The 13611-nt window shown below is 70.7% G+C and carries 15 protein-coding genes; 8 read left to right on the top strand and 7 right to left on the bottom strand.

Features of this window, described 5'->3' with window-relative positions; all coding sequences use genetic code 11:
* Positions 1 to 53 precede the first annotated feature (53 nt).
* From speB to CXQ97_RS11365, 3 genes are all read left to right on the top strand, one after another.
* Positions 54 to 1058, top strand: a complete 1005-nt coding sequence (gene speB / locus CXQ97_RS11375; RefSeq protein ID WP_104180980.1) for an agmatinase — start codon at positions 54 to 56, stop codon at positions 1056 to 1058.
* Positions 1059 to 2750: a thiamine pyrophosphate-binding protein gene (locus CXQ97_RS11370; RefSeq protein WP_104180979.1), complete on the top strand. Its 1692-nt coding sequence runs from the start codon at positions 1059 to 1061 to the stop codon at positions 2748 to 2750.
* A gap of 72 nt (positions 2751 to 2822) precedes the next feature.
* Positions 2823 to 3026, top strand: a complete 204-nt coding sequence (locus CXQ97_RS11365; RefSeq protein ID WP_104180978.1) for a DUF2945 domain-containing protein — start codon at positions 2823 to 2825, stop codon at positions 3024 to 3026.
* 64 nt (positions 3027 to 3090) lie between these two features.
* Here CXQ97_RS11365 and CXQ97_RS11360 read toward each other — a convergent pair whose 3' ends face one another.
* Complete coding sequence (locus CXQ97_RS11360) at positions 3091 to 3432, bottom strand: DUF3140 domain-containing protein (protein WP_104180977.1); 342 nt, start codon at positions 3430 to 3432, stop codon at positions 3091 to 3093.
* Between the two features lie 134 nt (positions 3433 to 3566).
* Between CXQ97_RS11360 and CXQ97_RS11355 the strand changes: the two genes are divergently transcribed.
* Entirely contained in the window at positions 3567 to 4106 is a 540-nt protein-coding gene (locus tag CXQ97_RS11355; RefSeq protein ID WP_104180976.1) for a hypothetical protein, read from the top strand.
* 108 nt (positions 4107 to 4214) lie between these two features.
* On the opposite strand, the gene CXQ97_RS11350 is transcribed toward CXQ97_RS11355, so the two are convergent.
* The 3 genes from CXQ97_RS11350 to CXQ97_RS11340 are packed head-to-tail and all read right to left on the bottom strand — an operon-like array spanning position 4215 to position 7340.
* Positions 4215 to 5351 (bottom strand): NAD(P)/FAD-dependent oxidoreductase, encoded by a 1137-nt coding sequence (locus tag CXQ97_RS11350; RefSeq protein ID WP_104180975.1) that lies wholly within the window; start codon positions 5349 to 5351, stop codon positions 4215 to 4217.
* A complete protein-coding gene (locus CXQ97_RS11345; RefSeq protein WP_104180974.1) occupies positions 5344 to 6075 on the bottom strand; it encodes a class I SAM-dependent methyltransferase in 732 nt (243 codons plus the stop codon). The genes CXQ97_RS11350 and CXQ97_RS11345 overlap by 8 nt, the downstream gene beginning before the upstream one ends.
* Positions 6072 to 7340: a type III polyketide synthase gene (locus CXQ97_RS11340; protein WP_258062504.1), complete on the bottom strand. Its 1269-nt coding sequence runs from the start codon at positions 7338 to 7340 to the stop codon at positions 6072 to 6074. Before CXQ97_RS11340 ends, CXQ97_RS11345 begins: the two co-directional genes overlap by 4 nt.
* Positions 7341 to 7495: 155 nt before the next feature.
* Here CXQ97_RS11340 and CXQ97_RS11335 point away from each other — a divergent pair, with 155 nt between their 5' ends.
* Entirely contained in the window at positions 7496 to 8293 is a 798-nt protein-coding gene (locus CXQ97_RS11335; RefSeq protein ID WP_258062515.1) for an SDR family oxidoreductase, read from the top strand.
* A 114-nt stretch (positions 8294 to 8407) separates the two neighbouring features.
* Positions 8408 to 9094, top strand: coding sequence for a hypothetical protein (locus CXQ97_RS11330; RefSeq protein WP_104180971.1), 687 nt, complete (start codon positions 8408 to 8410; stop codon positions 9092 to 9094).
* 132 nt (positions 9095 to 9226) lie between these two features.
* Here the strand turns inward: CXQ97_RS11330 and CXQ97_RS11325 are convergent, their stop codons facing one another.
* Together CXQ97_RS11325 and fdhA are read right to left on the bottom strand one after the other, a co-directional pair.
* Positions 9227 to 9949: a transglycosylase family protein gene (locus CXQ97_RS11325; protein ID WP_104180970.1), complete on the bottom strand. Its 723-nt coding sequence runs from the start codon at positions 9947 to 9949 to the stop codon at positions 9227 to 9229.
* Positions 9950 to 10339: 390 nt separating this feature from the next.
* Positions 10340 to 11563: a formaldehyde dehydrogenase, glutathione-independent gene (gene fdhA, locus CXQ97_RS11320; protein WP_104180969.1), complete on the bottom strand. Its 1224-nt coding sequence runs from the start codon at positions 11561 to 11563 to the stop codon at positions 10340 to 10342.
* Positions 11564 to 11751: 188 nt separating this feature from the next.
* Here fdhA and CXQ97_RS11315 point away from each other — a divergent pair, with 188 nt between their 5' ends.
* Positions 11752 to 12579 (top strand): SDR family oxidoreductase, encoded by an 828-nt coding sequence (locus CXQ97_RS11315; RefSeq protein ID WP_104180968.1) that lies wholly within the window; start codon positions 11752 to 11754, stop codon positions 12577 to 12579.
* 59 nt (positions 12580 to 12638) lie between these two features.
* Here the strand turns inward: CXQ97_RS11315 and CXQ97_RS11310 are convergent, their stop codons facing one another.
* The gene (locus CXQ97_RS11310) at positions 12639 to 13109 is read right to left on the bottom strand and encodes a hypothetical protein (RefSeq protein ID WP_104180967.1); all 471 of its coding nucleotides are present in this window, start codon (positions 13107 to 13109) and stop codon (positions 12639 to 12641) included.
* A 125-nt stretch (positions 13110 to 13234) separates the two neighbouring features.
* On the opposite strand from CXQ97_RS11310, the gene CXQ97_RS11305 reads away from it, so the two are divergent.
* A complete protein-coding gene (locus tag CXQ97_RS11305; protein WP_104180966.1) occupies positions 13235 to 13588 on the top strand; it encodes a DUF1508 domain-containing protein in 354 nt (117 codons plus the stop codon).
* Positions 13589 to 13611 lie beyond the last annotated feature (23 nt).

The raw sequence follows: 13611 nt of genomic DNA, 5'->3' as shown, positions 1-13611 counted from the left end.
AAAACCTTTGATGCATATTGGGCAACTTCGCGGGCCCGGACGGGATGGAAGCTGTGGAAGAACTGCGCGTCACGGGAGGCGGGCACGTGGGCCCCATCGACTCCTCCCGCATCCCCCGCTACGCGGGAGCTGCGACCTTCGCCCGCCTGCCGCGGCTCGACCAGGTGGACCGCGCCGACGTCGCCGTCGTCGGGGTCCCCTTCGACTCCGGCGTCTCCTACCGGCCCGGCGCGCGGTTCGGCGGCAACCACATCCGCGAGGCCTCGCGCCTCCTCCGGCCGTACAACCCGGCTCTCGACGTCTCGCCGTTCGAGCGCATGCAGGTGGCCGACGCCGGTGACATGGCCGTGAACCCGTTCAACATCCACGAGGCCATCGAGACCGTGCAGCAGAACGCACTGGACCTCACCGCCGACGGCGCACGCCTGGTCACGCTCGGCGGCGACCACACCATCGCGCTGCCCCTCCTCCGGGCCGCGGCGGAGCGGGCCGGATCGCCCGTCGCCATGCTGCACTTCGACGCCCACCTGGACACCTGGGACACCTACTTCGGCGCCGAGTACACCCACGGCACCCCCTTCCGCCGCGCCGTGGAGGAGGGGATCCTCGACACCGAGGCCATCTCCCACGTCGGCACGCGCGGCCCGCTCTACGGCGTGCGCGACCTCGAGGACGACCGCCGCTTCGGTTTCGGCATCGTGACCTCCTCCGACGTCTACCGCCAGGGCGTCGACGAGGTGATCGACAAGCTGAGGGCCCGTATCGGGAACCGCCCGCTCTACGTCTCGGTGGACATCGACGTCCTCGATCCCGCGCACGCCCCGGGTACCGGCACGCCCGAGGCCGGCGGCATCACGAGCCGCGAACTGCTCGAGATCCTCCGCGGACTGCGCGGGCTCGACCTCGTCGGGGCCGACGTCGTCGAGGTGGCACCCGCTTACGACCACGCCGAGATCACCGGCGTCGCGGCGTCCCACGTCGCCTACGACCTCGTGACCCTGATGGCCGACACCCTCACCCCCGCATCCGTGACGGCTCCGACGAGCGAGGCCCGGTAGATGGAGATCACCGACGGGGCCGCCTCCGCGCCCCCCGCACCCCTCACCGGCCAGCGCAACGGCGGCGACCTCGTGGTGGAGACCCTCTCCGCCCTCGGCGCGACGACCGTCTTCGGCATCCCCGGACAGCACGCCCTCGGCCTCTTCGACGCGCTGTCCCGCTCCGACCTGCGCTTCGTCTCCTCGCGCGTCGAGAACAACTCGGCCTTCGCCGCCGACGGGTTCTCCCGGGCGACGGGCGACGTCGGCGTCCTGTTCCTCTCCACCGGCCCCGGCGCGCTGACCTCCCTCGCGGGACTGCAGGAGGCCTACGCGACGGGCGTCCCCATGGTCGTCGTCGCGAGCCAGATCCCCCTCGAGGGACTCGGCGCGCGGCGCAAGGGCATGCTGCACCAGCTCGACGACCAGAAGGCCTCGGCCGCGAACGTCACCAAGAGCCAGCGCCTGATCCAGCACGCCTCGGGCATCCCGTCCGCCATCCAGGACGCCTGGACCGAGGCCGTGTCCTCGCCGCAGGGGCCCGTGTGGATCGAGGTGCCGCAGAACGTGCTGCTGGATCCCGTGATGGTGCCCGAGGTCGAGGACGCGCTCGCCGAGCCCTTCGACAACCCGCCCCGGATCGAGCTCGTCCGCGAGGCCGTGGCCTGGCTGCAGGACTCGAAGCGCCCCGCGATCGTGGCCGGCGGCGGAACGCGGCGCGGCAGGGCCGAGACGTGGCTGCTCTCCCTCGCGGAGAAGCTCGGCGCCCCGGTGGTGTGCTCGCCCGGCGGGAACGGTGCCTTCCCCTGGACGCACGAGCTGTCCCTGCAGTCGTGGGTGGAGGATCGCCACGTCACCGAGGTGCTCGAGGACGCCGACGTGCTGCTCGTGGTCGGCTCGTCCCTGGGTGAGGTCACGTCCAACTACTTCACCCTGGAGCCGCGCGGGCGCATCATCCAGATCGACGCCGAGCCCCGCGTCCTCGAGTCCAACCGGCCCGCCCTCGGCATCCGTGCCGACGCGGGCCAGGCCCTCGCCGCGCTCGACGGGGCCCTCGAACCGCTCGCCCGGGACCGTGAGCCCGGTTACGACGCGGCAGCGCTGGTCGCGGAGACCCTCGGACGCGTCGGCGCGCGACTCGATGGGCAGGACCTCGCGAAGGAGCGCGCCTTCCTGCAGGACATCCGCGACGCCGTCCCGGCGGAGATGCAGACGTTCTGGGACATGACCATCTCCGCCTACTGGGCCTGGAGCTGCTGGGACGCCCGGAAGGGCCAGTTCCACTCGGCCCAGGGAGCCGGCGGCCTCGGCTTCGGCTTCCCCGGCGCCATCGGCGGGTCGATCGGACTCGAGTCCCGGGGGCTGCCCGCACGGGTCCTCGCGGTCTCCGGGGACGGGTCCGCCATGTACTCCATCGCGGAACTCGCGACGGCGCGCCAGCACGACATCCCCGTCACCTGGCTGATCGTCGACGACGGCGGCTACGGCATCCTCCGCGAATACATGGAAGGCGCGTTCGGCAAGGCGACGGCGACCGAACTCGCCCGGCCGGACTTCGTGGCGCTCGCCGAATCCTTCGGCGTCCCGGCCCGCCGGGTGGCGCCCGAGGACATCGGGCAGGCCCTGCGGGAGAGCCTCGCGGCGGAGGGCCCCAACGTCGTCGTGGTGGAGACGCTCGTCCGTCTGTTCGCGCCGACGCACCTCGATTCCTAGGGTTCCCTTTTCCCCCGCAGGATGACAGGGTCGGAGGAACTGCTCGACCACGTACACCCGGGAGGGAACGCAATGTCATTCAGCAAGGGCGACAAGGTCACCTGGAACACGCCGCAGGGCACCACCGACGGCAAGGTCGTGGAGAAGCACGACAAGGAGTTCACCTTCGACGACCAGAAGTTCAAGGCGTCGAAGGACGAGCCCTACTACACGGTGGAGAGCGCGAAGTCGGGCAAGCAGGCGGCGCACAAGGAGAGCGCGCTGTCGAAGAAGTAGTTCCCGGTCCACGGAGGGCGCCCCGCTCGTGCGGGGCGCCCTCCGCCGTCCTGGGGAGGAGCGGCTACTTCAGCGGATCGTGCCCCCAGTTCATCAGCGAGTAGCGCCACTTCGAGGACTCGATGTCCTTGGACGGCCGCTGCGCGAGGTGGCGGTGCACGTAGCCCACCACCTTGTGCATGTGGCTGACGTCGTCGTCCTCCAGGTCCTCGCGCTTCTTGCCGAGGATCTCGATGATGCGCCTCCCGGACTCGTGGCCGACGGATTCGCCGGACCCCGACTCCTTCTGGCCCACCGCCTGCGATTCCTCGGTGTCAAGCCATTTCTCGAGCTGGGAGGGCGTCATGTTGACCGCTTCCTTCCACTGGGGCCATACCTCGTCGAGATCGTTCGTATCGTTCGCCATGTGCCGTCGGCCTTTCGTAGCAGTTCCGGGCCCAGGATCCCATCCGGTCGTCAGCCGAAGCCGGCGATAGCTTAATCCTAAGCATGCTGATAAATGTAGAGGGTAGGTGGAACAACGTCTAAGGAGCTCACATCATGGCAGGAAACCTTTTGGCACGATCAGCCCACGATCTCGGCGCTGCAGCGTGGTTCGGCGGTACCCTGATGGGCGCTGTCGGACTCAACGGTGCAACCGGTAAGGCGAAGGACCCCAAGGAGCGTACGCGCCTCTCGTCGCTCGGCTGGGCCAAGTGGACCCCGGTGCAGATCGCAGCCTTCGGCGTGCACGCGATCGGCGGGATCGGCCTGATCCTCGGCAACAAGGGTCGCGTCGCGGCCCAGGACTCCGTCGGGTCGAACACCGTCTGGAAGTCCGTCGTCACGGTCCTGGGCATGGCGCTTTCGCTGTACTCCGGCATCCTCGGCAAGAAGGTCGGCGAGCTCGCCGACCAGGGTGGAGCCGGCGCGACCGAGCCCCGTCCCGGCGCCAGCGACGAACTGGCCAAGGCGCAGTCGCAGCTCAAGGCCACCCAGTGGCTCCTGCCCCTCATCAGCGGCATCGTCGTGGTGATGGGTGCGAAGCAGGGCGAGATGCAGCGTCCCGAGAACGTCAAGAAGGGCCTGCTCAGGAAGTAGACCTTCCGGCCCAGGCCCCAGGCGACCCCCGCAGGGTCCGTACCGACCGACACCCCCGGTGTCGACGGCGACGGTCCGCGGGGGTTCTGTCGTTGAGCCGTCGGAGTCCTACTGCATGGTGAACGCGCGGGCCACACCGCCGTGCACGGTGCCGTTCCTGATCAGCGCCGCCAGGACCGCATTGCGCGATCGCAGGAGGGGCGCCGGCAGAGGGCGTCCAAGCGCCATGTTGAGGTGTGCCTTGCGGCGGGCTAGCGACGCCTGGGCGCGGCGTTCCTTCTCGTACGACGCCAGCCGGGCGGCGACGTCGTCCCCGTTCCGCAGCGACGCCCCGATGATGGGGACGAGCCGCACGGCGTCGAGCCAGCCGAGGTTCATGCCCTGCCCGCCGATCGGGGAGACCTCGTGGGCGGCGTCGCCGACGAGGACGATGCGGCCGGCGACGAAACGTTCGGCGAGCCGCGACTGGACCTCGAACGCGCTCAGCATCGAGTTGGTGCGGGGGTCGACGGCGACGCCCGTACGGTCGCCGATGAGCCGCGTGAGGTCGTCCGCCGTCGGGCGTTCGAGCAGGCGGTCGACGCGGACCACCCACCGGCGGATGCCGCCGGGCAGGGGGAACGACTCGACGATGCCGCCGGTCTCGAGGTAGAGGACGGCGTCGTCGCCGTCGTCCGTCGAATCCCGGAAGTCGCCCATGACGTAGCAGTCCGGGTACCGCCGGACCGGTGCGCGGATGCCGGCGTCGTCGCGGACGGCGCTGCGGGCGCCGTCGGCGGCGACGAGGAGCCTCGCCTCGAGCGCGGCGTCCCCGTCGGGGGTCCGGACGACGGCCAGCGCGTGGTCGCCGGCGTCGCGCGTGGTGAGCACGGCGACCCCCCGCCGGACGGTGCCGGGGAACTCCTCCGCAAGCCGGCGCTCGAGGATCTCCTCGGTGACGGCCTGCGGTACGGCGAGGACGTACTTCTCGCCGCCGGGAAGCGTGGAGAAGGACACGGTGCCGAGATGGCGCCCGCCGCTGCGTGCGACACCGTCCCGGATGAGGACCCCGCGGGCGCGCAGCTCGTCGGCGATGCCGCCGGCCTCGAGGGCACGCAGCGCGGGCGGATGGATACCGATGGCACGTGAGTGGCTGCTGCGCTCGGTGCGGCGTTCGACGACGACGGCGTCGAGTCCGGCCTGGCGCAGGAGCAGCGCCGTGTAGAGCCCGACGGGTCCGCCGCCGACGACGATCACGTCATGCATGCCCGGCGGTCCCGTGCCCGTCCGGGCCGTCGAGCACCAGCTGGTTGATGAACGGAGCCGCAGTGCGTACACGCCAGCTCCGCCGGCCGGCGATCGCGGCCCGCAGTTCGTCGGGAGTGTAGCTGCGGCGGATCGAGGTGAGTCCGTCCCGGCGGATGTAGGACCCGGGCAGCGGAAGGGTGCCCGCCGAGAAGAGGGCGTACCCGACGGGGTGTCGTGCGATGTCGCTGTGCACGGCCACCCGCCGGGTCAGTTGCTCGGAGTCGTCCAGGAGGCCTGCGAACTCGGAGCCGTCCAGGTGGTGCAGGACGTGGTTGGAGACGACGGCGTCGAACACCGCCCCCTGCGCCACGAGCTCCGAGCTCAGGGCGCGGCGGAAGGTCAGCCCGGGGAGGGCGGGGCGGGACGTCGCATAGGCATGAGCGCGCTCGTCGGGATCGATCGCCGTCACCTCGAGCGTCAGGCCGTCGAGCTGCGCCCACCGCGCCAGGGCCCGGGGCACGTCCCCACCGCCCGATCCGATGTCGAGCAGGGTATTGGTCCGGTCCGGCGAGAACGCCGGCCTGAGGAGCATGGTGTACGTGCGGCGCCAACCGGACACCACGGCATTGACGAGGCCGAACTGCGCGTACGTGCGGTCGAGCGTCCGGGGATCGCAGTCCGGCCGGTCCATCTCCTCGACGGCGTCCGGATCCCGGGCGGCGAGGAACCCCCGTCGGCTCATGCGCCCGCTTCGGTGAGGATGGGCTCCAGATCCGAGGGCACGGCGACCTCCTCGACGACCTGCGGGGCGGCGGCGGCGGCACCTGTGCCGCTGGTATCGCCGGCCATCGCCCCGATCCGGGTGAACAGGGCGGTCTCCACCGTCAGGCCGGGGCCGAAGGCCATGGAGCAGATGCGGTCGTTCCCCCCGGACGCCGGCAGGTCGAGGATGTTCTTCAGCACGAACATGACCGTCGCGCTGCTCATGTTCCCGTAGTCGCGGAGGGTCTCCCGGGCCGGGACGAGCTGCTGGGTGGTCAGCCCGAGCTTCGCCTCGACCTTGTCGAGGATGCTGCGGCCGCCCGGGTGGATCGCCCAGTGCTCGATCTCGGAGTAGTCGAGGCCCTGCAGTGAGGGGTCGCGGGCGAGCAGCGGTTCGAGCGCGCCGACGATGTGCTCGTCGATGATGTGGGGGACATAGGTGCCGAGGACCATCTCGAAGCCCTCGTCGCCGATGTTCCAGGCCATGGCCTCCTCGCCCACCGGGGTCAGCACGGTCTCGAAGTGGTCGAGGCTGAGCGCGGGTCCGCCCAGGGGGATGTCCCGTCCGGAGACGACCGCAGCGGCGGCGCCGTCGGCGAACAGCGAGGACCCCACGATGGTGTCGGGGTTGTTGGAGGAGCGCACGTGGAGCGAGCACAGTTCGGCGGCGATGACGAGGACGACGGCGTCCGGATCGGCGTCGCAGAACGCCTTCGCCGACCGGAGGGCCGGGAAGGCCGCGTAGCAGCCCATGAAGCCCAGGTGGTAGCGCTGGACCGAGGGGGCGAGGTCGAGGGCGCGGACGACCTTGTAGTCCGGGCCGGGCGCGAAGAACCCGGTGCAGGACGCCGTGACGACGTGCGTGACGTCGGCGGCCTCGATGCCCGGCGCCGCGGCCAGGGCTTTCCGGGCGGCCTCGACGAACAGCTTGGTGCCCTCTTCCGCGTACACCTCGTTGCGGGTCTTGGTGCTCGGCGACAGGATCCGCAGTTCCTCCCGGTCGAAGAAGACGGGCTCGTCGAAGGACCGCTCGAGCGTGAGTTCGTCGAGCACCGTGTAGCGGGTCTCGATCCCTGAGGAGTCGAAGGCCGCCCCGACGAGCCGCCGGCCGAGCCGGGTGAGGCCGGGCTGTGCGGCGAAGACATCGCGGACCTCGGACTGCACCATGATCGTCTCGGGCACGGCTGTCTCGAGGGACCTCAGGATCACTGTCATAAGTCCATTACTAGATGACTCACGCGACAAACACAATGACAGTAGGCTTAGTGTTGACCCTCCCCACCACCGGCAGGAGCACCATGGGCACCGATCCGTCAGGCACCCTCGACCAGGAGGATCCGCGCGGTCCCGCCGTCGACGTATCCACAGAACTGCAGGAGTACCCGGGTTTCACCGAGCGCATGGATCCGCGTCCGGACCACGGCGAGGACAGCTACACGGGGCACGGACGCCTGGCGGGCCGCAGGGCCTTCATCACCGGCGGCGACTCCGGCATCGGCCGGGCGGTGGCGCTCGCGTTCGCCCGCGAGGGAGCCGACGTCGCCATCGGCTACCTGCCCGAGGAGGAGGAGGACGGGGCCAGCTGCCTCGAGCTCATCCGGGCCGAGGGTCGCGCCGCGCTCGCCGTGCCGGGCGACCTCCGGGAGGAGGCCTATGCGCCCGAGGCCGTCCGGCAGGTGCTGGAAGGACTCGGCGGCCTGGACATCCTCGTGAACAACGCAGGTTTCCATATCGCCCAGCCCGCGGGCCTGCCCGACATCGACGCCGGGCAGCTGCGCCGCACGTTCGAGACGAACGTGTACGGCACCATCTGGCTCACGCAGGCGGCACTGCCCCACCTGAGCGAGGGAGCCTCGATCATCAACACCACGTCGATCCAGGGCTACCACCCGTCCACGAGCCTCATGGACTACGCCGCCACGAAGGCCGCGCTCAACAACCTGACCTTCAGCCTCGCCGAGCTGCTGGGGGAGCGCGGCATCCGGGTGAACGCCGTCGCGCCGGGGCCCATCTGGACGCCCCTGCAGCCCGCCACCACCACCAGCGAGAAGCTGGAGTCCTTCGGCGAGGGGACGCCCCTCGGCCGGATGGGCCAGCCGGCCGAACTGGCGGGTGCGTACGTCTTCCTCGCCTCGAACGACGCGCGATACGTCTCCGGTGAGGTCCTGGGCGTCACCGGTGGCAAGCCCCTCGCCTGACCGGGCACGCATCGGCGGGCCCCGGACCAAGCCGGGAGGCGCTACGCGACGAATCCCAGCTACCAGCGCCGGAGGTTCGCCGTCCGGCGGCCGGCTGATACGGACAGGCTGATCGTGAACCCTCTGACTGCACCGCCCTCGGGGCGCCGCACCACCCTGTTCGCCGTCGCGTTCGCGGCATCGCTCGCCCTCGGCGGATGTGGCGCGGTCGAGGACAACCCCCTCGGCGTGAACACGGCGGACGGGCAGGCCCAGGCTGCCGCGCCGGGCACCCCCGACAGCGGCAGCCAGGCGGCCTCCCTGACGGACGGCCTCGGCGAGCTCGGCGACGATCCCCTGAACGTCGGCATCGACGGTGCCGAACTCTGCGGGGTGCAGCCCGACGACAGCCGCCTGCGCTACACCGTGATGCTCCACAACCCGACGCTGGAGACCTTCACCTTCGGGGAGATGGCCCTGGGCGATCCGCAGGGCCTGGTCATCCTCTCGTCGATGGTCCAGACGGCCAACCGTGAGGGGCACCACCACCCCGGCGCCGAGACGGGTGCGCACGGGGAGCACACGGCGACGCCCACGCCGACGCCGACCGCGTCACCCGAGCCCATCGGCCCGCCTGTGCCGGCGGACGGCTACGACTTCCTGCCCGACGCCCACGTGAACATCATCGTCACCGTCGAACTCGCCGAGGGCGCCACCCACGGGAGCGCCGACAACATCCTCGTCGCCTTCTCCACGCCCGAGCGGGACTACTCGGTGGCCCACGACCTCAAGATCGACGTCGACGCCACCTCCTGCGCCTGACCGGCACCTGCACGACACGCCTTAAAGCACCGGACCCCCGCCTCGAGGAGGCGGGGGTCCGGTATCCGGTTCAGATGTCCGGCTCGACGACGGTCCGGGGTCCGGCCCCGGACCGCCGTACGTGCGGGCTGACTAGGCCGGGAGCTGCAGGACGTGACCGGTGAAGATCAGGTCGGCGTGGATGACGGTGTCGGCGTTGGCGGCGAAGAGTGCCTGCCAGCCACCGGTGACGCCGAGCTTCGTGGCGATGGAGCTGAGGGTGTCGCCCGACTGGATGGTGTAGGTCTCGCCGCTCAGTGCTACAGGAGCGACGGCGACAGGTGCCGCGGCGACGGGGGCCTGGGCGACGGGTGCGACGGCGACGGGAGCCTGGGCCACGGGTGCGGCGGCGACGGGAGCCTGGGCGACCGGGGCGACGTACTGCACGGGTGCCTGGACGGGCGCCTGGTACACGGGCGCTGCGGCGACGGGCGCGGGAGCCTGCTGGAACTGCACGCCGCCGGGGTTGGCCGCGCCGTTCAGGCCGAGCTTGGCGGAGCAGGCGGGCCATGCGCCCCAGCCCTGGCCGGCGAGGACGTTCTCGGCGACGGCGATCTGCTGCTCACGGCTGGCACTCGCCGCGTCGCCCTGGCCGCCGAAGGCTGCCCAGGTGGAGGGGGTGAACTGCAGGCCACCGGAGAAGCCGTTACCGGTGCTGATGCCCCAGTTCCCGCCGCTCTCGCACTGTGCGAGTGCATCCCACTCGCTGGCGGGGGCTGCGTTGGCCGCACCGGCCGCTGCGCCGAGGCCGAGGCCGGTGAGTGCTACTGCGGCAAGTCCGCGACGGGCGCTGATGCTGAAGGTGTGTGTATTCATGGGGTTACGATGCTCCGAGAGGCCACCCGCACTAGGTCCGTCCCCGGACTTCTTCGCGCCGCTGCTCACCTTGACGGTTTAGAGGTCATGGTTCGGCAGCCGCCTGTTGAGCAACGAGCGGTGGAGAGCGGTGCCGGGCATTCATCGCTGCTCGAAGAACGGCAGCTTTTCGCTTCCCCGGACGGGGAACTGCCTCCACCGTAGGGCATATTTCATTCGTTGCCAAACTGGTACAGCGGCGTGCTTGACATTGAGGAAAAACAGGGAATTACAGGTGGCCGATTTGAGAATCGTCTGCCACACTAGGCGCCGGACACTCCGGGACCCCCACGGAGAGGGCCCGGACGGCGTCGTCCGGGCCCTCTCCGGGGCGGAGCCCCGGTGCTGATGTCAGGCGGCCTTTGCGAGATACCCGTTGGGATCCAGCACGTACTTCGTGGCCGCTCCGGCGTCGAACTCCTCGTACCCGCGCGGTGCCTCGTCGAGGGCGATCGGCTTCGCGTTCACGGCCTTCGCGATGTGGACGCGATCATGCAGGATCGCCATCATCAGCCCGCGGTTGTACTTCATCACCGGGCACTGGCCGGTGGTGAAGGACAGCGACTTCGCCCAGCCGGTACCGAGGCTGAGCGACAGGGAGCCGACCTTCGCGGCCTCATCGATACCTCCCGGATCGCCCGTGACGTACAGGCCGGGGATGCCCAGGGCGCCGCCGGCCGCAGTCACCTGCATCAGCGAGTTGAGCACCGTGGCCGGCGCCTCCGTCGCCGAGCCGCTCCCGTGGCCGCGCGCCTCGAAACCGACGGCGTCGACGCCGCAGTCGACCTCAGGCACGCCCAGCAGCTGCTCGAGCTGGTCGCGCGGATCGCCCTTGGACACGTCGACGGTCTCGCAGCCGAAGCTCCGCGCCTGCGCCAGCCGGTCCTCGTTGAGGTCGCCGACGACGACGACGGCCGCACCGAGCAGCTGCGCCGACGCGGCGGCGGCCAGGCCCACAGGGCCGGCACCCGCGATGTAGACGGTGGAGCCGACGCCGACCCCGGCCGTCACTGCGCCGTGGAAGCCGGTGGGGAAGATGTCCGACAGCATCGTCAGATCGAGGATCTTCTCCAGGGCCTGGTCCCGGTCGGGGAACTTCAGCAGGTTCCAGTCCGCGTAGGGCACGAGGACGTACTCGGCCTGGCCGCCCACCCAGCCGCCCATGTCCACGTAGCCGTAGGCGCTTCCCGGACGGTCGGGGTTCACGTTGAGGCAGATGCCGGTCTTGCGCTCCTTGCAGTTGCGGCACCGTCCGCACGCGATGTTGAAGGGCACCGAGCAGATGTCGCCCTTCTTGATGAACTCGACGTCACGCCCCACCTCCACCACCTCGCCGGTGATCTCGTGGCCCAGGACGAGGTCCGACGGCGCGGTGGTGCGGCCACGGACCATGTGCTGGTCCGATCCGCAGATGTTCGTGGCGACGGTCTTCAGGATCACCCCGTGGTTCACGGCCCGACCCACGTTGGCCGGGTTCACCCCCGGTCCGTCCTTCAGCTCGAAGGTGGGGTAGTCGATGTCGATGACCTCGACCTTTCCTGGTCCCTTGTACGCAACAGCTCTGTTTCCGCTCATGGAACTTCCTTTTCGTCGATCCGTTCGTGGTGCGTCCGGCTGCCCGGACGCTGGAACCGGTGACCGCAGGACGGAAGGGCCCGCAGTCGGCCGGTAGCGCCGAACCTACCGCGCAGGGGGTCGCATGGACGTTGCATCACCGGCCGCGCCGTATTGCGGAACCCGCCGGGTCGGGGGAGGGTAGCCCCATGACTGACACGGTCCTCGTCACAGGGGCTACCTCCGGCATCGGAGCCGAGTTCGCACGCCAGTTCGCCGAGCGGGGGTGCTCCCTGGTCCTGGTGGCGCGGGCCGTGGCTCCGCTCGAGGAGACGGCTGCCGCCCTCCGCGCCCGATGGGATGTCGACGTCGAGACGATCGCTGCGGACCTGCTCGACGACGACGGCCTGGCGCGTGTGCTCGCGCGCCTCCGTGCCGGAGGCCTGCCGGGAGGGGCAGGGCCCGAGGAGGGGGAGCCCCGCGAGGGGGAGTACGGCCGGGATCGCGGACGCGCCGCTGTGACGGTCCTGGTGAACAATGCTGGCTACGGGCTGGTGCGCCCCTTCGCGGACAACCCGCTCGACGACGAGGTCCGCCACCTCCGCATCCACGTCGAGGTGCCGCTGTCCCTCGCCCACGCGGCCCTGCAGTCGATGCGGCCGCGCGGGGCGGGAACGATCATCAACGTGGCGAGCGTCGCGGGGTTCACGCCGCGAGGGACCTACGGGGCGGCCAAGGCGGCGATGATCAGCTTCAGCCGGTGGGCGAGCCTCGCCTACGGCCCCGAGGGGATCCGCGTGACGGCGGTCTGCCCGGGCTTCGTGCACACGGACTTCCACCAGCGCATGGGTGCGGACAAGGGGAGTGTCCCTGCCCTCCTGTGGCTCGATGCGGGGCTCGTGGTCCGGGAAGCCCTCCGGGACACCGCGGCAGGGAAGGCCGTGTCGGTCCCGAGCGTCCGGTACAAGGCGCTCACCGCGCTGGCGCGGATCATGCCGCCGTCGATCGTGGCGAGGCTGGCGTCCCGGGGCCGTTGACCGCTGGTCGGTGATCCCTGCTCACCCCGACCTGGCCTGCCGCCGTCCGCGGGGCGACCCTAACGGCCCGATCCGCCGCTGTCCCAGGTGTCGGGTTCGGCCGCCGCGTCCTCCGGGTGGCGATTCCCGGGACCCGCCGGTGCTCCGTCGCCGTCGAAGGCCGCGGGCACGGCCCCTGCTTCGTGGGTGCCCTGTTCGTCCCGGATGCTGTCCGCCCGGTGACCCCTCGAACCCGCCGAGGGGTCGAGGACGCCCTCACGCCGATCCGCGTCCGGATGGCCGTCGTCGGCATGCCCTCCGCCGTCGCGTTCCGTCGCGGCATCGGCTCCACCGGGGCCTCCCGCGGCAGCGCCGGTCCCGTCGTCGTGCCGGGCGTCCTGCGGCGCTCCGGTCCCGTCGTCGTGCCGGGCGTCCTGTCCTGCGCGGCGGGCTTTCTTCTCCCGGGGCGGGACGGGCTCCGCCGGGCCGAGCGGGTGGTCCGCGGGGAGTGCCGCGCCGTCGGGATTGCCTGCACTGCTCTGCTCGGTCATGCTGCTCCTCCAGGTTCGGGCGGGGTGGTCGGCCGCTTCGGACGGGGTGGCGCCGGTCCCGATCCCCGTCCGTCCAGGCCTCGCTCCCACTGTGCCATGCGTGCCCGGCACGGACCGGAACAGGTATGCCTCCAGGGGTTAACCCGGTCGGTAAGGATGCTTATGATAGGGGGCCGCAGGTTTGTGGAAGTTGCGCCTTACAAGGAGGTAGGACGATGGCAGGTTACTTCAAACTGGTGGACGCTCACGATGACGGTTTCCGCGTGAAACTGACCGCTCCGGATGGAACGCTCGTGGCAGTCTCCACTTTCTACGCCTCGAAGGAAGAAGCGATCGCCGGGATCGAACTGATCCGCGAGATCGCCGGCACGGGGCCCGTGGTGGATCACAGCCGCGTCGAGTCCCCCGAGCAGGAAGAGCTCCTCTACGGGCTGCAGGCCATGCCCGGGCGGAGTGGCGGAGCGCGTCGCGAGGCGTGAGCCGCTCCCGGCGTTCGGCCGGG

The sequence above is a fragment of the Arthrobacter sp. B0490 genome (assembly GCF_002929355.1).
Lineage (GTDB): Bacteria > Actinomycetota > Actinomycetes > Actinomycetales > Micrococcaceae > Arthrobacter_D.
The sequence above is the reverse complement of the archived record's forward strand: the minus strand, read 5'-3'. Positions and strand labels throughout refer to the sequence as shown.